Origin of the sequence: Halorubrum sp. Eb13 (assembly GCF_002252895.1) — an archaeon.
GTDB lineage: Archaea > Halobacteriota > Halobacteria > Halobacteriales > Haloferacaceae > Halorubrum.
The window spans coordinates 23,130-41,181 of the sequence record NZ_NHPE01000072.1; the positions used below are offsets into that span (position 1 = coordinate 23,130).

Sequence of the window (18,052 nt, forward strand, 5' to 3'; positions counted from 1 at the left end):
TCATCGATCCACTCCCGGCCCGATCATCGGTCGTCGGCGTCTGTCGCCTCCGAGGGCGTCGTCGCCGCCGATCCGACTCCGCCGAATATCGCGGTCCCGCCGTGCCGGACGACGGTCGCGACCATGTTGCCGGCGAACAGCAGCGCGCCGGCGACGACGAGCGCGCCGCCGAGGGGTCGGACGAGGCCCTCGGCGGACCCGCCGACCGCTCCGACCGACGCGACGGCGGGCGAGACCGCGGCCGCGAGCAGGAGGCCGGCGCCGAGGACGGTCGCGGCGAGGTCGACCGCGGCGACGCGGGCGTGGTAGAGGTCGTCGATGGCGGGGACCCGTTCCAGCCCGACGCGGTCGGCGTATCGGTCGAGCCAGACGATGAAGGGGACGACGTGGTAGAGGCTCCCGACGACGACGAAGCCGACGAGCGCGCCGAGCAGGACGGGACCGACCGCGGGATGCCCGAACCGGACGGCGGGCCCGAGGGGGTCGACGGTCCACGTCGCGGCCGCGGTCGCGCTCCACGCGAGCGTCGCGACGGCGACGACGGCGTACCGCGAGAGCATCGGCGTCGCCGTCGCCGTCGCGTCGCGGAGCCGCCGGAGGAGTATCCCCCCGGCGACCGCCGCGCCGCCCGCGGCGAGCAACCCGCCGGCGGTCGCGAGGGGAGCGACCGCGAACAGCCGCCCGGCGGCGAGCAGGGTCACGCCGGCCGGGTACGCCGCGGTCTCGACGCGCGCGAGCCGGTCCTCGACCGGGAGCGCGTCGGTCTGGGTGAACATCGGGCCGAGCTGGTACAGGGCGCCGAAGACGGTCGTGAGGACGACGCCGAGGACGGCGAGCGTGACGTGCGCGTCGACGACCGCGGTCCGCGAGAGGCCGAGCGGGGCGAGCACGCCCCAGCGGTAGTCGGCCGCGAGGCTCCCCCCGAGGACCGCCGCGAGCGCGAGGAAGCCGAGCGCGAGCGCGAAGTGCCCCTCCGTGACGTCGAGGGGACGGGCGCGCCAAAGGGTCCTCGCGAGGTTATAAACGAACGCGGCGAATCCGAGGAGGATGAGCCCGGCGAACAGCGCCGCGTCGGCCGGCCGGCCGATCCACAGCCCGCCGGCGAACCCGCTCACGCCGACCGCGACGGCGACGAGCTGGAGCGTCGCCAGCCGGTCCGAGTGGAGCTCGACCCCCGACCAGACCGGGACGAACTGGGTCATCGCGCCGAGGACCGTGAGACACACCCACCCGACGAGCAGCAGGTGGGCCGCGGCGATTCGGCCGAGGCCCGCTCCGGCTCCTTCGATCCCGACGACTCGCGTGAGCGCGAGCGCTCCCCCGGCGGCGAGGAACGCCAGCGCGACGAGGAAGTGTCGGAGGGGAATCGTGGTCGGCGGGCGCGTCGAGGTCGTGAGATCGCCGGGGACGCCTCGCATGTCCCCGCGTACGGTCCGCGCGTCCGTGGTCACGTCCCCGAACGCGTTCGGGGGTCCGGCCGCCCATCGACGAACGACGGCCCCCGAACAGGTTCGGGGTAAACGACGGGCGCGCGGAGAACGAACTCAGGTCCATGTCACGGGAGACAGCGGCCCTCGAGGAGACCGACGCGCCGACGGACCGGCCGGTCGAGACGCTCGACGTCGCCGACCTCGGCCCGCCGGAGCCGCTTCGGCGGACGCTCGAACTGCTCGCCGACCTGCCGGCCGAGACCGTTCTCGTCCAGCGCAACGACCGAGTTCCGCAGCTCCTGTTCCCGAAGCTCGACGACCGCGGCTACGCGCACGACGCGGTCGAGACGGACGACGGCGTCGTCACGGCGATTTGGGTCGCGAACGGCGAGGCGGCGACAGACGGCGAGGCGGCGACAGACGGCGAGGCGGCGACAGACGGCGGAGCGACGACGGACGGGGAGACGACGACGGACACTCAGAGCGCCGCGGGGGCCGGCCGATGAGCTTCCTCGGCGGCTCCGAGCCCGAGTTCGACGACGAGAACGAGTTCGTGTCGGAGCACGTCCCGAAGCCGGGCGCCTTCCTCGCGGACCGCGACGTCCTCGCGGGCGAGGACCACGTCGCCGTGCACCGTCACGCCGCGGACGCCTTCGAGGAACACGGCGTGTACGACGCCACGTTCGGCTACAACCTCGCTCGGCTCAACCTCGACCCGCGGCATCCGGACGCCGGATTCCGCTACGCCGAGGAGGCCGACGACCCGACGACGCTCCGCGCCGAGTTCACGCCGACGACGGCGTTCTGTCCGCAGGCGGAGCCGCTGGCGGTGGGCGCCTTCCGCGCGTTCGACGCCGTCGCGGACCACGGCTACGACCTGGTCCGGGTGCGCGTCGACCCCTCGCTCAACGGGAGCGAGGCGGTCAACGACCGGCTCGAACGGCTCGAGTCCGGCGACGGCGAGGTGGGTGACGGCGGGGCGAGTGACGACGACCGGGCCGACGCCGACCCGGCAGGCGTCGATCGAACGGGCGCTCAGGACGACGACGGCGCGGGCGGTCCGACGACCCCCTTCTGAACGCCGCTGGCGGTTTCCGTCGCGGAGTCGAGCGAGACGCACCGCCGCGGGCCGCGTCGGTCGAACATGTTCCCGCGAACGTGCATGTCGGACCGCCGCGTGCGATCGGATATGAACGACGCCGAATCGGTGCTCGACGTCCGCGAGCGCGACGATCCGCCGTTTCCGGTCATCAGCGACGCGCTCGACGAGCTCGGGCCGGACGAGCGGTTGCGGCTCGTGAACGACTTCGAACCGGCCCCGCTGTACGACGTGCTGGCGGACCGCGGCTTCGAACACGAGACCGAACGGATTACCGACGACGAGTGGCACGTCACGATAGAGCCCGCCTGAACGGAGGGAGACGCTCGCACCTCCCTCGACCCCTTTTATACTCCGCCCCGAATAGTTCGCCTCCCGACGCCGCGGCACGGGAATTCCCGCCGAAGGTATTCCCCCTACTACCCTACGCCGAAGCGCATGACCCGACGCACACTCGACCGGCGAACGTTCGTTCGAACGACTGCGGCGCTCGGTGTGACCACCGCGCTCGCCGGCTGCGGCGGTAGCGGCGACGGCGGCGACGGCGGCAGCGGCGGCAGCGACGGAAGTGACGGCAGCGACGGTAGCGACGGAAGTGACGGCAGCGACGGCGGCAGCGGCGACCAGCAGTACCTCTCCGAGGAGCCGGACTACGGCGGCTTCCTCGACGACGCCACTAACTACGAGCGGACGGCCGACATGACGGACGCCGACTCAGTGACCGTCGACGTCGGCGCCGGCGACGGACTGGCGTTCGGCCCGGCGGCGGTCGCGGTATCGTCCGGGACGACCGTCACCTGGGAGTGGACTGGGGAGGGCGGACAGCATAACGTCGCCGGCTCCGACGGTAACTTCGAGAGCGAGACCGTCGGCGAGGCGGGCCACACGTTCGAGCACACCTTCGAGGAGTCCGGCGTGCACGCCTACGTCTGTACCCCCCACGAGGCGGTCGGAATGAAGGGCGCGGTGTACGTGGAGTAACGCCGCGGCGACCGAGCGACGATTCCGACCGACGACTGCGACCGAGCGGCGATTCCGACCGACGACTGCGACCGAGCGGCGATTCCGACCGACGACTGCGACCGAGCGACGACCCGGCCGACGATTCCGACCGACGACCGCGACTGACAGCTGGCCGCGACTGACCGACGACCCGGCCGACGACCGCGACCGACCGACGACCGACCACCCACCCATGCCCCAAGCACGCCTCCTCGTCGACCTGCCCGACGGACCGTGGATAGCCGACGTCTCGCGCGAGTTCCCCGACGCGGGGTTCCGCGTGCTCACCGCGGTCCCCGGCGAGAGCGCCGGCTTCGCCTTGGTCAGAGTCAGCGCCCGCGACGTCGACGCGGTCCTGTCGGCGATGGAGTCCCACGACGCGCTGGCCTCGGTGTCGGTGATGGCGCGGGAGGACGGCGTCGCGACCGTCCGGATCGAGACCGACGCGCCGCTGCTGTTGCTGGCCGCGAAGCGCTCCGGGCTCCCGATCGAGATGCCGCTGGACATCGAGGACGGCGTGGCGGAGGTCGAGGTCACCGGCGAACACGAGCGCGTCGCAGAGATGGGCCGGCGGCTGAGCGACCTCGGTCTGGAGTTCGAGGTCGAGCGCGTGCGGCAACGCGTCAACCCCGCTCGCCTGTTGACGGACCGACAGCGGGAACTACTGCTCGCGGCCGTCGACCTCGGCTACTACGACGTGCCGCGCCGAGCCACCCTGACGGAGGTCGCGGAGCACGTCGGCATCGCGAAGTCGACCTGTAGCGAGACGCTCCAGCGCGTCGAGCGGACGGTGGTCCGGGAGTTCGTCGACGACCTGCCCAGTCACCCCGTCGACGAGGAGACGGAGGTCGCGGCCGTCGATCCGTAGACCGGCTCGGCCGGGACCGCGGCCGCACCGTCCGTCGCCCCGGACAATCGCCGACGGCCCCAGACAGCTACTCTCGATCCCTGACGACCACCGACCCCTGACGACTACCGACCCCTGACGACCACCGACGACACACCCATGACCGCATCCACCGACGACCACGACCACGACGAGACCGCCGAACCGATCACCGACCGAGTCCACGACAACTCCTGGTCAGCGAACCTGGAGACGCCGAAGTACGCCGGGGCCCCGGAGCTCGCGGTCCGCGACGCGCTCGCGGCGATCGACCACACGACCGCCGGAAACCACGTCAACCTGGTCACTCACGGCGACCTCGGCCACCCCGAGGAGTTCCTCTACGACGCGCTCCGGGAGGAGCGCGGCGACGTCGACCCAGAGTACGTCGAACGGTGCGGCTGCGGCGGTCACGTCACCCGCGTTGACGTTCCCTGAGACGCGGACGATCGGACGGGGGCGAACGCGGGCCGAACGGACCGATACCTCCCGGCCGGCGGTGCCGAGAGCGGGCATCCGCCGCCATTCTTAATTCGTCCGCGGCGTAGGTGCGGGTGTGTCCACCGAGCCGACGCTGCCGTTCGCTGACGGACCCGAACCGATCGGCGGGTTCGTCGATCCGGTGCTCGTGGACCCGACTCCGTCGCTGTTGACGGCGGTCGTCGAGGCGTACCGCGCGGCGGCGCCGGAGGTCGTCGAGCCGTCCGTCCAGACGCTGCGAGCCGAGGCGTCGGGTGGTGATTCACCGGCCGCGACGGAGGCTCCCGCCGCAACGGGAGACCGCCCCGACCGGTCGGACACGCTCTCCTCGTCGCTCCCGGCGCTCGCCGTTCTCGCGAGCGACCGCGCGGTCGACGCCGTCACCGACGGATTCCGACCCGCGAGCAGGCTCGCGGCGCTCGCGGAGACGGGCGCGGTGGAGTTCCTGACGCTGACGGAGCCGCAGCCGAACGCGGCGCTCGTCGGTCGGGAAACGGGGTCCGTGCTCGTCGCCGGCGGATACCGAGACGGCGTCGATGCGAGCGCCGACTCGCCGGCGAGGTGGTGTCGCGTGGGCGACGATCCGGCGCTCCGGGAACGCTACGTTCCGCTCGTCGAATCGGCCGAGGAGCGCCGCCTGCGAACGCCGAGCCGCCGGCGGATGCACGAGTCGGTCCGGGAGCGCTGCGGCGTCGCCGTCGCGGACGACGTGGTCCGGGCGATCGACCCCGGAGCCGTCGAGGGCGACGGCGTCGCGGGCGCCGCGGACGCCGCGATCGAACCCGACGAGCCGGACCTGGCCGACGCGCGGCGTCGCGCGTACGTCGTCGGCGTCCGCCACGGCGCGCTCGACCGCGACCTGCGTCGCGCCTGCGAGGAGGCCGGCCTCGGGAGCTCGGCGACGTTCACGCGGATCAAACGGGAACTCCGGGAGGCGGGACTGCTCGCGACGGAGTCGGTCCCGCAGCCGGTCGGCCGCCCCCGTGAGCGGCTGGTCGCTCGCGGCGCGCTCGCCGACGCCGACGGTCCGAGCGAGGCCGTCGCCGCGGCGCTGGACGCGGTCGAATAACTGATGAAATGAATAAAACGGATGCGGCGCGGCGGTGACCGGTCTCAGTCGTCCTTCGTCTTGATGTCGGCCGAGAGCCCCTGCGCCATCTCGATCTCCTTCGAGTTGTTCAGGGTCCACGCGGTGCGGTCGGTGACCGCCTCGATGGCCTCTCGGGCGGAGGGGTAGCCGTTGCCGGACTTCTTGACGCCGCCGAAGGGGAGCTGGACCTCGGCGCCGATACAGGGGAGGTTCCCGTACGCCAGCCCGATCTCGGCGCGGTCGCGGTAGTAGTTGATCTGCCGGTAGTCCTCGGAGACGATCGCGCCGGCGAGCCCGTACTCGGTGTCGTTTTGGATCTCGACCGCGCGCTCTATGTCGCCGTCGTACTCGAGGAGGGCGACGTGCGGTCCGAACACCTCCTCGTGGGTACACCGGAGGTCTTCGTCGGGGTCGGCCTCGTAGACGAACGGCCCGATCCAGTGGCCCTCCTCGTGGCCGTCGGGGATCTCGTCGGCGTCGAGGTCGGTGCGGTCGACGAGGACGTTCACGCCCTCATCGCGGGCGAGCTGGTTGTACTCGGCGACCTTCTCGTGGTGTTCCGCCTCGATGAGCGGCCCCATGAACGTGTCCTCCTGGAGCGGGTCGCCGACGGCGACGCTCTCGGCGACCTCGACGAACCGCTCTTTGAACTCGTCGTACACGTCGGTGTGGACGATCAGGCGCTCGGAGGAGACGCAGCGCTGGCCGGTGGTCTTGAATGAGGACATCACCGCGGAGTGGACCGCGACGTCGAGGTCCGCCTCCTCCGTGACCACGATCGCGTTCTTGCCGCCCATCTCGCAGGCGGCGCGCTTGCCGGCGACGCCGCCGAGCTTGTCCTGGATCAGGTGGCCGACCTCGGCGGAGCCGGTGAAGATGACCGTCTCGACGTCGTCGTTCTCGACGATCGCGTTGCCGGCGTCGCCGAACCCCTGTACCATGTTGAACACGCCGTCGGGGATCCCGGCGTCGTCGAACATCTCCGCGATGATCTGCGCGCACCACGGGGTCTGCTCGGCCGGCTTGAAGACGACGGTGTTCCCCTCCACCAGCGCGATGGCCATGTGCCAGTAGGGGATGGCGACGGGGAAGTTCCACGGGGTGATACAGCCGGTGACGCCGCGGGGTTTCCGCCGCATGTACGCGTCCTTCGACGGGATCTCCGAGGGGACGATGTCGCCCGACGGGTGGCGGGCGTCGCCCGCGGCCCACTCGACCATGTGCGCGGCCTCGACCACGTCGGCTTTCCCCTCGCTGATCTCCTTCCCGCACTCCTTGGTGACGATCTCGCCCAGCTCGTCGGTTCGCTCGCGCAGCTCGTGGTACACGTCCCAGAGGTACTCTGCGCGCTGGATCCGGGACAGCTCGCGCCACTCGTCGAACGCCTCGTCCGCCGCGTCGACCGCGCGGTCGACGTCCTCGGGGGCGCCGCGCCGGAACTCGCCGAGGGACTCCCCGGTCGCCGGGTTCTCGCTCTCGAACGTCTCCGAGCCCTCGCCCGAGACCCACTCTCCGTCGATGTAGTGTTGATACGGTTGCGCCATGGGCGGTCGTTTCCGCCGCCACGTTCAAATATCCCACCCGACCATGGTCGGCAGAGCCTTTGTGATGCGGTACCATTGAAACGGTACTAATGGCAACGACCGACGCGAACGGGGCGGAGGAGTGGGCCGGGACTCGACTGACGCTCGACCTGTGGCATCCGAACTGCTGGGCGATCGACGCGACGAGCAGCACCGACGGCGGCGTCCTCGCGCACGCCATCTACAACTCGCCGCGGACCGACGCCGACGCGCCGAACTCGGTGAACGGCCTGTTCACCGCGTTCGCCGACACGAACGAGGAGGTCGAGGAACTGCTCGACGCGATCCGCGACTCCGACCGCGCGGGCAACCTCCTCGAACTGAAGGAGCGATTCGGACGCGCGCGGGACGCGCCGGGCAACGTCGTCCGCGAGTTCTTCCTGGAGTACGACCCGGCCGACATGGTGTGTCCGACGCTGCTCGAACACGGCTTCGTTCACAGCGCGCCGGTCCGGATCGAGGACGGCCGCGAGGAGTGGCAGGTGTGTTTCGTCGGCGAGCGCACCGACATCCGGGAGTCGCTCGACGGCGTTCAGGCGGACTCCGGCGCCGAAGTGACCGTGGAGTCGATGTCGTCGTCGGGGTACGCGGGGCGCACGCCCCGCGAGCAGCGGCTCGACACGCTGACGACGACCCAGCGCGAGGTGTACGAACACGCCCGCGAGGCCGGGTACTACGAGTGGCCCCGCGAGGCGTCGACCCGCGAGCTCGCCGAGGAGCTGAGCGTCTCGAAGACGACGCTGCTCGAACACCTCCGGAAGGCGGAGTCGAAGCTGTTGGACCCGTAGCTCGGGCAGACGCTCGCCCGATTCCCGAAGCCCGCTCGGTTCCCGAGGGCCGCTCAGTTTTTGAGGGCCGCTCAGTTCCCGACGATCGCCCGCAGCGCGAACAGCGCGTTCGACTTGCGTTCCCGGATCCGCCGGTAGAAGTAGGAGAACCACTTGGAGCCGTACGGGATGTACTGGTACACCTCCGCGTCGGTGTCGGGGTCGGCCGCGAGCTCGAACTGCGCCGACTCCCGGACGCCGGTCAGCATCTGCACCTCGTAGGGGGTCCCGTGGTCGGCGTACAGCTCCGTCGCGTACTCGATCATCGCCGGGTCGTGGCTCCCGACGGCGACGCCGCCGTCGAACGCCCCGAACATGTACGCGAGGCAGTCGCGGTACGACTCGTCGACGCGGGCCTTCTTTTTATATGACAGCTCGGCGGGTTCGTCGTACGCGCCCTTGACCAGCCGGACCTTCCCGGGGAGGTCGGCGAGCCGTTCGAGGTCGTCCCGAGTCCGCTTCAGGTTCGCCTGCACGCAGACGCCGACGTTACCGTCCGTCTCGACCGCGTGTCGCTCGAAGGCGTCGAGCGTCACGTCCGTGGTCTCGTGGTCCTCCATATCGATCCAGACGAACGTGCCGCTCTCGTCGCCGTCGGAGCCGTCGTCGCCGTCGGTCGCCGTCGGGGCGTTGGCCGCCTCGACGATGCGCGCGAGGTTCTCCTCGAAGACGCGGTCGCCGACGTCCAGCCCGATCTGGCTCGATTTCACCGAGACGCAGGCGTCGACGTCGCGTTCCGCGATCGCCTCGACGAGGTCGACGTACGCGTCGGCGTCGGCGTCGGCGGGGGGTCGCTCCTCGTAGTGTTCCCCGAGCAGGTTCAGGATGCCGGCCACGCCGCGGTCGTTGAGCCCCTCGACGTGGGCGAGCGCCGCCTCGGGAGTCTCTCCGGCGACAAAGTTACTCGCGATGGGCGGAATCATGTGCAGACAGCGGATCTCCACCCGTATATATGGGCACCCGACCAATTGTTGTGAGGTCCTTGAAAACGAATAAAACGCCGTGACGGACCGCGCGGCGGCCGAGGGGAACATCTGCGGCCGGCCCGACCATGGACGGGCCGGGGTTAAGATACCCGGATGGCAACTGAAATATCAGGTCACATATGTCACGAGATACCACGGACGTGGCGGACCGGCGTACGCTGCTGAAACTGACCGGCGGTGCGGGGCTCCTCGCCCTGTCGGGCTGTCTGAGCACGACCGACGACGGCGGGGACGGGAGCGACGACTCCGACGGAGGCGACGGCGATGACGGGAGCGACGGCGACGACGGCTCCGACGGCTCCGACGGCGATGACGGGAGCGACGGCGACGACGGCGGGGAGTCGATGGATCCGTACGAGATCGGGATGGTCGACTCGCTGACGGGGTCGCTGTCGGCGTTCGGCGAGCGGAACCAGCGCGGCGCCGAGATGGCCTTGAGCCGCGTCAACGACGTCGGCATCGACGGGCGAGAGCTCTCGCTGGCCGTCGAGGACTCCGAGAGCGAGAACCAGGGCGGGATCGCCGCCGCACAGAAGCTCGTCAACCAGGACGGCGTCCCGTTCCTCATCGGCGCGGTCGGCTCGGGCGTCTCGCTCGCCATCTACGAGAGCGTCGTCGAGGGGACCGACGTCGTCCAATTGAGCCAGAACTCCACCGGCCTCAGCCTCACCGACTTCCCGGGACTGCTCCGGATGTCGCCGTCCGGTCGCAGCCAGTCGCTGGCGCTGTCGAACATCATCGCCGACGACGGGTACGACGAGGTCGCGGTCACCTACGTCAACAACGATTACGGGCAGAGCCTCACCGACGCGTTCGTGAACGCGTACGACGGCGACGTCGTCTACAACAACCCCCACGACCAGGAACAGCAGTCGTACTCCAGCGTCATCTCGGAGATGAACGGCTCCGGCGCGGACGCGTGGCTGTTCATCACGTATCAGGCCGAGTTCGCGACGATGGTCAACGAGGCGTTCTCCTCCGGATACGAGGCGCAGTTCTACGGCGCCGACTCCGTCTCCGGCGACAGCGTCCTCGAGAACACGCCCGAGGGGAGCATGAACGGCATGAAGATCGTCGTTCCCTCCGCGCCGATCGAGGAGGAGAACTACCAGGAGTTCGCGTCCGCCTTCGAGTCGGAATACGGCCAACAGCCGACGTCGTGGGCGTCGTACGCCTTCGACTGCGTCATCAACGCCGCGCTCGCGATCCAGGCGGCCGACGAGTTCACCGGCGCGGCGCTCCAGGAGACCGTCCGGCGCGTCTCCGGCCCCGAGGGCGAGACGGTGACGTCGTTCGCGGCCGCGAGCGAGATCCTCGCGAACGGCGGCGGGCCGGACGACGTCGACTATCAGGGGGTCAGCGGCCCCATCGACTTCAACGAGGACGGGGACCCGGTCGGTTTCCTGCAGGTCCTCGAGGTCCAAGACCACGCGTACGAAGGCATCGACTTCGTCGAAGGCTAATCCCGACCCATGACCGTCCTCGGATACCTGGCCAACGGGCTGGTGTTCAGCAGCATCATCGTCCTCGGGAGCATCGGGCTGTCGCTCGTGTACAGCATCGCCGACTTCGCGAACTTCGCGCACGGCGACACGATGACCATCGGCGCGTACGCGGCGCTCGTGACGTTCGGCGCCGTCGGCGGGCTCGGCGGCGCGGTGCTCGGGCTCCCGTTCGGCTTCTTCTTCGCGCTCGTCGTCGGGATCGCCGCGGCCGCGGTCGTGGCGGTCGCCACCGAGAAGCTGATCTACGAGCCGCTCGACATCGACTCGATCGGCCTGCTGATCACGTCGATCGGGATCGCGTTCATCTACCGCGCGCTGATCCAGATCCGGTTCGGGTCTGACTTCACGCGGTTCGACATCCGGGCGCAGCGACCGATCGAGTCGCTGGTGCCGTACGGCGTCCGGGTGACGCTCCACGACGTCGCGATCGTCGGCTCGGCGGTGGTGCTCGTCGTCGGGCTCCACGTGCTGCTCCAGTACACCGACCTCGGCCGGAAGATGCGCGCGATGGCCGATAATCCCGACCTCGCGCGGGTCAGCGGGATCCGAACGAAGCGAGTCAAGCTCTGGACGTGGGTCATCGGCGCCGGCCTCGCCGGCGCGGGCGGCGTGTTCCTCGGGCTGTTCAACCAACTCGCGCCGCGGATGGGGTTCAACCTCCTCCTAGTCATCTTCGCCGCGGTGATCCTCGGCGGGATCGGCTCCGTCTACGGCGCGATGGCGGGCGGCTTCCTCATCGGCATGATAAACCAGCTAACGCCGTTCTTCTCCACCGTCGTCGAAGCGCTCCCGATCTGGCCGGGGTGGCTCGCGGCGGCGCTGGAGAGCCTGATAAGCATCGAGTACGCGAACGCCATCGCGTTCGTGATCATGGTCGCGGTGCTGCTCGTCCGGCCGAACGGTATCGCCGGGGAGGCGGCCACATGAGCGCCCTCACCGATCCGAAGGGGGCGATCGCGGAGCTGACCCGCCCGGAGGGGTGGGTGCTCGGCGTCAGCGTCGCGTTCCTGCTGTTCCTGCTCGCCGCGCTGCTCACGGGCGCGCTCGGGCCGACCTACTTCCTGTTCCTCGTCGGACTGGCGGGAATGTACGCGCTGCTGTCGTTCGGGCTGAACGCCCAGTGGGGGTTCACCGGCCTGATCAACTTCAGCGTCGCCGCGTTCTTCGGGATCGGCGCGTACGGCTCCGCGCTGATGACCGCGAGCGGCTCGCCGATCGCGGGCGGGTTCAACCCGCTCGTCGGACTCGCGGTCGCGCTCGTCGTCGCGCTCGCGCTCGCGCTGCTGATCGGGATCCCGACGCTCCGGCTCCGGGCCGACTACCTCGCCATCGCGTCGCTCGGGCTCGCGGAGGTCATGCGGCTGATCGTGCTCAACGAGCGGTGGCTGACGAACGGCAGTGCGGGAGTCCGCGGGATCCCGGGGTTCTTCAAGGGCTGGCCCGTGCTGTCAACGTTCCCGGAGGCGATGCCTGGGCTCCGCCTCGAGATCGTTCCGGGATCGCCCATCTTCCTCGAGGCCTCGTTCTGGCAGGCCCTGCTGAACGTCCTGTTGGTGCTCGCGTTCGCGGGGGCGGTGTACGTAATCCTCCGGCGCGCGCACCGGTCCCCGTGGGGTCGCGTGCTCCGCACGATCCGATCCGACGAGGACCTCGCGCGGGCGCTCGGGAAGAACACGTACTCGTTCAAGATGCAGTCGTTCGTCCTCGGCAGCCTGATCATGGCGCTGGCCGGCGTGTTCTACACGCACCTGAACCTGTACGTCGGGCCGGGCGACCTGGACCCGATCACGACGTTCTACGCGTGGGTCGCCGTGATCTTAGGCGGCAGCGGCTCCAACCGCGGGGCGCTGTTCGGCGGGGTCGTGATCGTCACCATCCGCGAGGGGACGCGCTTCCTGAACGACGTGGCGCTCCCGATCGACCCCGCGCCGCTGCGGCTGCTGCTGATCGGGGTCGTGATCGTCGCCGTCATGCGCTACCGGCCGCAGGGAATCCTGCCGCCGCAGCGCGAGCTGATCTGGCCGAGCGCGGTCGACGGAGGCGGGGCGCCCGAGACGCCGGACAGCGGCGTCCGGGAGCGCAAGGGAGGTGGGGGCGATGAGTGAGGGCGCCCTCCCCAAGGACGACGCCGTCCTCCGGGTCGACGACCTTCAGAAGTCGTTCGGCGGGCTCGCGGCGACCGACCACGCGACGTTCGCCGTCGAGCGCGGCACGATCACCGGGCTCATCGGCCCGAACGGCGCCGGAAAGTCGACGCTGTTCAACCTCATCTCCGGCTTCTACGAGCCGGACGGCGGGACCGTGGAAGTGAACGGGACCGACGTGACCGGCATGGAGCCGTACCAGGTCGCCGAACACGGGCTCATCCGGACGTTCCAGACCCCGCGCAAGCTGGAGGGGATGACGGTCCGCGAGGCGATGCTGGTCGGCCCGCGGAACCAGCCCGGCGAGTCGTTTCTCAGGCTGTTCGCCTCGCCCGGCTCGGTCGGCGAGAGCGAGTCGGCGAACCTCGCCGACGCGGAGCGGATCCTCGAGGAGTTCGAGATCGACCACCTCGCGGCGCAGCCCGCGACCGACATCTCCGGCGGCCAGATGAAGCTCGTCGAGCTCGCACGCGCGATGCTCGCCGAGCCGGAGGTCCTCCTGCTCGACGAGCCTGTGGCGGGGGTGAACCCGACGCTCGCGAAGAAGCTGAAGTCGCAGATCCGTAGGCTCAACGAGCAGGGGACGACGTTCCTGCTCATCGAACACGACATGGAGTTCGTGATGGACCTGGCGGACCCGATCGTCGTCCTCGATCAGGGGCACGTCCTCACCGAGGGGACGCCGGACGGGGTCCGCGGCGACGACCGCGTCATCGACGCGTACCTCGGAGGCGGCGCATGAGCGACGACACCATCGGCCCCGCGGAGGGGGCTCACGGCGGAACCGGGCCCGCGGAAGCGGCCGGCGACGGAACCGATCCCGTGCTCTCGCTGTCGAACGTCGACAGCGGGTACGGCGAAGTGCAGGTGCTCGACGACTGCTCGATCCGGCTCGATCCGGGCGAGATCGTCTGTCTCGTCGGTCCGAACGGGGCCGGGAAGTCGACCGTCCTCAAGACGGCCTTCGGCATGCTGACCCCGTGGGTCGGAAGCGTCGAGTACCACGGCCGCGACATCGGCGGGATGGCGCCCGAGGAGATCGTCCGCGAGGGGATCGGCTACGTCCCGCAGACCGACAACGTGTTCGGCTCGCTGACGATCGACGAGAACCTCCGCATGGGCGGCGGTGCCCGCGACGGCGGGCTCGACGAGGTGATCGCGACGCTGTACGACCGCTTCCCGATCATCGACGAGAAGCGGAACGCGAAGGCGCGGACCCTCTCGGGCGGCCAGCGGCAGGTGCTCGCGTTCGCCCGGGCCTTGGTGATGGAGCCCGACGTGCTCCTCATCGACGAGCCGTCCGCGGGGCTCGCGCCGAACACCGCAGACGACGTGTTCGAGGACGTCCAGGAGGTCAACGACATGGACACGGCGATCCTCATGGTCGAGCAGAACGTGACGAAGGGGCTCGGCATCTCGGACCGCGGCTACGTCCTCGACCAGGGGACCGTCCGGTTCGAGGGCACCCCGGAGGAGCTGTTGAGCGACGACGAGGTCTCGCAGCTGTACCTGGGCGGCTGAACTCCGTCCGGCCTCGTCCCTACGTCGTCCGCTTCTCCAGCTCCCCTTTCAGCTCCGCGGCGTCGAAGTCGTGGTCCGGACGGATCGCGACGAAGTCGAGGAACTGACGGGCGGCGAGCAGCTCGTCGGTCGAGTAGCTCTCGAGCGCGGCGTCTATCGCGTCCGGCGCGCCGATCAGGGGTTCCAGCGCGGCGAGCGCGCTCGCGAGGTCGTACGACCGCGCCGACTCGCGACCCTCCTCGCTCACGCTCGTCGCGTCGATGACGTACAGGTCGCAGTCCCGCACGAGGACGTTCTCCGCCCGGAGGTCGCCGTGGGCGAGCCCGGCGTCGTGGATCGTCCGGAGCGTCGCGAACAGCTCGGGCGCCAGCCCGGCGACGGCCTCGCGATCGAGCTCGCCGAGCGTCCGGAACTCGGGGAGGTACTCCAGGACGAGGACGCCGAGGTCGCCGACCTCCAGCGCCTCGATCGGCTCCGGGGCGTTGACTCCGAGCTCCCTGACCTCTCGGGTCGCCTCCAGCTCGTGGCGAGCCATCTCGTAGGGGGTCTCGTAGCGCTCGAAGAACCCCTCGGTGCCGGCGGAGACGGCGCCGAGGTTCCGCCCGGTGGTGAACAGCGTGTGGACGAGCGTGTTCTGCTTCGTGATCACCTTCACGAACAGGTCGTCGTCGAGGACCATCGGCGTCGACAGCCAGTTGTCGGCGTCGAGGAACCGGACCCGCATCTCCTCGCGGTCGTACCGGTCCGCCAGCTCTCGGGCGACCCGCTCGATGTCGGGCCAGTCCACGCGACCGCGTACGAGCCGGCGGAGCTCCATGTCAGGACCGAACGCGACGGCGACGCTTAAATCACGTCCTCGGGCGGGATCGCCGCGCGAGCGTCTCGGAGCCGCGGCGGTTCAGGGAGGGGTCCCCGACGCTGACCGCGTCGGGACCGAGGCGGGCCGCTCGGTCGTGGAACAAGTCGTACGGCCGGCACGGGCGCTCGGGAGTCGGCCCGCCGAAGGAGACCGATGGCGGAGAACGGGGACGGTCGAAGCGCCCGCGATCGATCACGGTCGTTCGCATCGTTTATGCCGACGGGTCGCAATTCTTGCCTATGGACTTCGAGCTGCCCGCGGAACACCGGATGATACGCGACACGGTGCGGGAGTTCTGCGAGGAGGAGATCCGGCCGATCGCCCAGGAGATCGAAGACGAGCACCGGTTCCCCGACGAGGTGTTCGCCGACCTGAACGACCTCGACATGATGGGCGTGCCCGTGAGCGAGGAGTACGGCGGGCTCGGCGGCGACCAGCTCATGTACGCCCTCGTCACCGAGGAGATCGGCCGCGTCTCCGGCGGGATCGGCCTCTCGTACGCCGCGCACACCTCTCTCGGCGCGAAGCCGATCGAACTGTTCGGGACGCCGGAACAGAAGGAGGAGTGGCTCCGCCCGCTCGCCGAGGGCGGCGAGATCGGCGCCTGGGCGCTCACGGAGCCCGGGAGCGGCTCCGACGCCTCCGACATGGACACGACCGCCGAGTTCGACGCGGACGCGGGGGAGTACGTGTTGAACGGGACGAAGCAGTTCATCACGAACGCCAACGTGGCCAACAGCGTGCTGGTGAAGGCCGTCACCGACCCGGGCGCCGGCTACGACGGCATCTCGACGTTCATCGTCGACCCGGAGAACGACGACGGCTTCGAGATCACGACGGTCTGGGACAAGATGGGACTTAATTCCTCGCCGACCTGCGAGATACAACTGGACGACGTGCGGATCCTCGAGGACCGCCTGCTCGGGGAGGAGGGAGACGGCTGGACGCAGACGATGAAGACGCTCGACGGCGGCCGGATCTCCATCGCGGCGCTGTCGGTCGGGCTCGCGCAGGGCGCCTACGAGGCCGCGAAGGAGTACGCCGGCGAGCGCGAGCAGTTCGGGAAACCGATCGCGAAGTTCGACGCCATCCGGGACAAGGTCGTCCACATGCACCGCCAGACGGAACGCGCCCGGCTGCTCACGCACAAGGCCGCCGCGAGGTACGACGCCGGCGAGTCCGTCACCCGGGAGTCGGCGCTGGCGAAGCTCGACGCCAGCGAGGCCGCCCGCGAGGTCGCCGAGGAGGCGGTCCAGACGCTCGGCGGGTACGGTTACACCACCGACTTCGCGCCCCAGCGCTTCTACCGCGACGCGAAGCTGATGGAGATCGGCGAGGGGACCAGCGAGATACAGCACGTCGTGCTCGGGCGCGAACTCGGCCTGTAGGTCGCGGTCTCGTGGTCCGCGGGCGTCGGGCGCGACCGGTTCGCGCGTTCACTTCGGCCCGTTCACTTCCGCGCGACGATCCGAAGCACGTCCTCGTCCGCCAGCTCGTGGCTCTTCCCGACCTGTTGGTCGTCGTGTTTCGCGCTCTCGCCGGAGACGCGAGCGAACTTGAACCGCTCCTCGAACTCCCCGCCGATCTTCTGGCAGGCGTCGCCGACCGTGTCGCCCTCGAACAGGATCAGGGGCTCCTCGTAGTCGACGCCGCGACCGGGCTTGTCCATGTAGATCCGGATGAGCCCGAGCTCCTTCCAGAGCCGGTCTTTGAGCCCGTCGAGCCCGAGCTCCTTCTCGGCGGAAATAAAGAGCACGTCGTCGGGGTCGAGGTCGCGCTCGCGGAGCTCCGATTTGACGGTCGGGAGGTAGCTCTTGTCGATGAGGTCGGCCTTGTTCACCGTCACCATCGACGGGAGGTACTCCCGGTTGTCCATCACCGCGTCGATGAGCTCGTCGATGGTCAGGTCGTGGGGGATCGTCACCTTGGCGTTGACGTAGCCGTACTCGCGGAGCACCTGCTTGACGGTCCCCTCGTCGAGGCTCACGTCGTCGCTCATCGTCACTCCGATCCCGTCCTTGTGGGTCTTCCGGATGTTGATGTTCGGCGGCTCCGTGTCGAGGCGGATGTTGGTGGCGTACAGCTCCTCGCGGAGGCGGTCGTACTGCTCGATCTCGAACACCGAGAGCATGAACACGACGAGGTCGGCGGTCCGGACGACCGAGAGGACCTCCTTCCCGCCCCCGCGGCCGCCCGCCGCGCCCTCGATCAGCCCCGGGACGTCGAGGATCTGGATGTTCGCGCCGCGGTACTGTAGCATGCCGGGGTTGACGTCGAGCGTCGTGAACTCGTAGGATCCGACCTCGCTGTCGGCGTTGGTGAGGGCGTTGATGAGGGTGGACTTCCCCACGCTCGGGAACCCGACGAGCGCGACCGTGGCGTCGCCGTGCTTCTCGACCGCGTACCCGTGGCCACCGCCGGCGGAGGACTGGTTCTCCAGCTTCTCCTTCTTCTCCGCGAGCTTCGCCTTCAGGCGCCCGATGTGGGCCTCCGTGGCCTTGTTGTAGGGCGTGTTGGCGATCTCCTCGCGGAGGTCCTCAATCTCCTCTTCCAGTCCCATTGGCGTACAGTCGGCCGTTCGGCTCGTTAAAGGTGTTCCTTCGGCCCGCCTGGGGATCCGACCGCGAACCCGACGCCACC

At 69.8% G+C, this 18,052-nt stretch carries 19 protein-coding genes; 14 read left to right on the forward strand and 5 right to left on the reverse strand.

Going from position 1 to position 18,052, the window contains the following annotated elements; genetic code table 11:
* Nucleotides 1-23: 23 nt before the first annotated feature.
* Nucleotides 24-1,418, reverse strand: a complete 1,395-nt coding sequence (locus DJ75_RS08295) for a hypothetical protein (protein ID WP_094524031.1) — start codon at nucleotides 1,416-1,418, stop codon at nucleotides 24-26.
* A gap of 134 nt (nucleotides 1,419-1,552) precedes the next feature.
* Between DJ75_RS08295 and DJ75_RS08300 the strand changes: the two genes are divergently transcribed.
* The 7 genes from DJ75_RS08300 to DJ75_RS08330 all read left to right on the forward strand — a co-directional run bounded on the left by DJ75_RS08300 (nucleotide 1,553) and on the right by DJ75_RS08330 (nucleotide 5,966).
* Nucleotides 1,553-1,936, forward strand: coding sequence for a DUF2249 domain-containing protein (locus tag DJ75_RS08300; RefSeq protein ID WP_094524032.1), 384 nt, complete (start codon nucleotides 1,553-1,555; stop codon nucleotides 1,934-1,936).
* On the forward strand, nucleotides 1,933-2,508 hold the full coding sequence (locus tag DJ75_RS08305) for a hypothetical protein (protein ID WP_176451430.1): 576 nt from the start codon (nucleotides 1,933-1,935) through the stop codon (nucleotides 2,506-2,508). The genes DJ75_RS08300 and DJ75_RS08305 overlap by 4 nt, the downstream gene beginning before the upstream one ends.
* Before the next feature lie 111 nt (nucleotides 2,509-2,619).
* Nucleotides 2,620-2,841: a DUF2249 domain-containing protein gene (locus DJ75_RS08310; RefSeq protein ID WP_094524033.1), complete on the forward strand. Its 222-nt coding sequence runs from the start codon at nucleotides 2,620-2,622 to the stop codon at nucleotides 2,839-2,841.
* A gap of 126 nt (nucleotides 2,842-2,967) precedes the next feature.
* Nucleotides 2,968-3,510 (forward strand): halocyanin domain-containing protein, encoded by a 543-nt coding sequence (locus DJ75_RS08315; protein ID WP_094524034.1) that lies wholly within the window; start codon nucleotides 2,968-2,970, stop codon nucleotides 3,508-3,510.
* Between the two features lie 214 nt (nucleotides 3,511-3,724).
* Nucleotides 3,725-4,399 carry a helix-turn-helix domain-containing protein gene (locus tag DJ75_RS08320; protein ID WP_094524035.1) on the forward strand — a complete coding sequence of 225 codons (675 nt, stop codon included), beginning with the start codon at nucleotides 3,725-3,727 and terminating at the stop codon, nucleotides 4,397-4,399.
* Nucleotides 4,400-4,537: 138 nt separating this feature from the next.
* Nucleotides 4,538-4,855, forward strand: a complete 318-nt coding sequence (locus tag DJ75_RS08325) for a CGCGG family rSAM-modified RiPP protein (RefSeq protein ID WP_094524036.1) — start codon at nucleotides 4,538-4,540, stop codon at nucleotides 4,853-4,855.
* A gap of 118 nt (nucleotides 4,856-4,973) precedes the next feature.
* Nucleotides 4,974-5,966 (forward strand): DUF5821 family protein, encoded by a 993-nt coding sequence (locus DJ75_RS08330; protein ID WP_094524037.1) that lies wholly within the window; start codon nucleotides 4,974-4,976, stop codon nucleotides 5,964-5,966.
* Between the two features lie 44 nt (nucleotides 5,967-6,010).
* On the opposite strand, the gene DJ75_RS08335 is transcribed toward DJ75_RS08330, so the two are convergent.
* Complete coding sequence (locus DJ75_RS08335) at nucleotides 6,011-7,531, reverse strand: aldehyde dehydrogenase family protein (protein ID WP_094524038.1); 1,521 nt, start codon at nucleotides 7,529-7,531, stop codon at nucleotides 6,011-6,013.
* A gap of 89 nt (nucleotides 7,532-7,620) precedes the next feature.
* Between DJ75_RS08335 and DJ75_RS08340 the strand changes: the two genes are divergently transcribed.
* Nucleotides 7,621-8,358, forward strand: a complete 738-nt coding sequence (locus tag DJ75_RS08340; RefSeq protein WP_094524039.1) for a helix-turn-helix domain-containing protein — start codon at nucleotides 7,621-7,623, stop codon at nucleotides 8,356-8,358.
* Nucleotides 8,359-8,429: 71 nt separating this feature from the next.
* Here DJ75_RS08340 and DJ75_RS08345 read toward each other — a convergent pair whose 3' ends face one another.
* Entirely contained in the window at nucleotides 8,430-9,320 is an 891-nt protein-coding gene (locus DJ75_RS08345) for a proline dehydrogenase family protein (RefSeq protein ID WP_094524040.1), read from the reverse strand.
* A 182-nt stretch (nucleotides 9,321-9,502) separates the two neighbouring features.
* Between DJ75_RS08345 and DJ75_RS08350 the strand changes: the two genes are divergently transcribed.
* The 5 genes from DJ75_RS08350 to DJ75_RS08370 are packed head-to-tail and all read left to right on the forward strand — an operon-like array spanning nucleotide 9,503 to nucleotide 14,553.
* Nucleotides 9,503-10,846 (forward strand): ABC transporter substrate-binding protein, encoded by a 1,344-nt coding sequence (locus DJ75_RS08350; RefSeq protein ID WP_094524041.1) that lies wholly within the window; start codon nucleotides 9,503-9,505, stop codon nucleotides 10,844-10,846.
* A gap of 9 nt (nucleotides 10,847-10,855) precedes the next feature.
* Nucleotides 10,856-11,815 (forward strand): branched-chain amino acid ABC transporter permease, encoded by a 960-nt coding sequence (locus DJ75_RS08355; RefSeq protein ID WP_094524042.1) that lies wholly within the window; start codon nucleotides 10,856-10,858, stop codon nucleotides 11,813-11,815.
* Entirely contained in the window at nucleotides 11,812-12,993 is a 1,182-nt protein-coding gene (locus tag DJ75_RS08360) for a branched-chain amino acid ABC transporter permease (RefSeq protein ID WP_094524043.1), read from the forward strand. Before DJ75_RS08355 ends, DJ75_RS08360 begins: the two co-directional genes overlap by 4 nt.
* Nucleotides 12,986-13,774, forward strand: a complete 789-nt coding sequence (locus tag DJ75_RS08365; protein ID WP_094524044.1) for an ABC transporter ATP-binding protein — start codon at nucleotides 12,986-12,988, stop codon at nucleotides 13,772-13,774. Before DJ75_RS08360 ends, DJ75_RS08365 begins: the two co-directional genes overlap by 8 nt.
* On the forward strand, nucleotides 13,771-14,553 hold the full coding sequence (locus DJ75_RS08370; RefSeq protein ID WP_217900378.1) for an ABC transporter ATP-binding protein: 783 nt from the start codon (nucleotides 13,771-13,773) through the stop codon (nucleotides 14,551-14,553). Before DJ75_RS08365 ends, DJ75_RS08370 begins: the two co-directional genes overlap by 4 nt.
* A 19-nt stretch (nucleotides 14,554-14,572) precedes the next feature.
* Here DJ75_RS08370 and DJ75_RS08375 read toward each other — a convergent pair whose 3' ends face one another.
* The gene (locus DJ75_RS08375; RefSeq protein ID WP_094524045.1) at nucleotides 14,573-15,370 is read right to left on the reverse strand and encodes an RIO1 family regulatory kinase/ATPase; all 798 of its coding nucleotides are present in this window, start codon (nucleotides 15,368-15,370) and stop codon (nucleotides 14,573-14,575) included.
* A gap of 281 nt (nucleotides 15,371-15,651) precedes the next feature.
* On the opposite strand from DJ75_RS08375, the gene DJ75_RS08385 reads away from it, so the two are divergent.
* Nucleotides 15,652-16,800, forward strand: coding sequence for an acyl-CoA dehydrogenase family protein (locus DJ75_RS08385; RefSeq protein ID WP_094524047.1), 1,149 nt, complete (start codon nucleotides 15,652-15,654; stop codon nucleotides 16,798-16,800).
* 62 nt (nucleotides 16,801-16,862) lie between these two features.
* On the opposite strand, the gene DJ75_RS08390 is transcribed toward DJ75_RS08385, so the two are convergent.
* A complete protein-coding gene (locus tag DJ75_RS08390; RefSeq protein WP_094524048.1) occupies nucleotides 16,863-17,972 on the reverse strand; it encodes a GTP-binding protein in 1,110 nt (369 codons plus the stop codon).
* Between the last annotated feature and the right edge of the window lie 80 nt (nucleotides 17,973-18,052).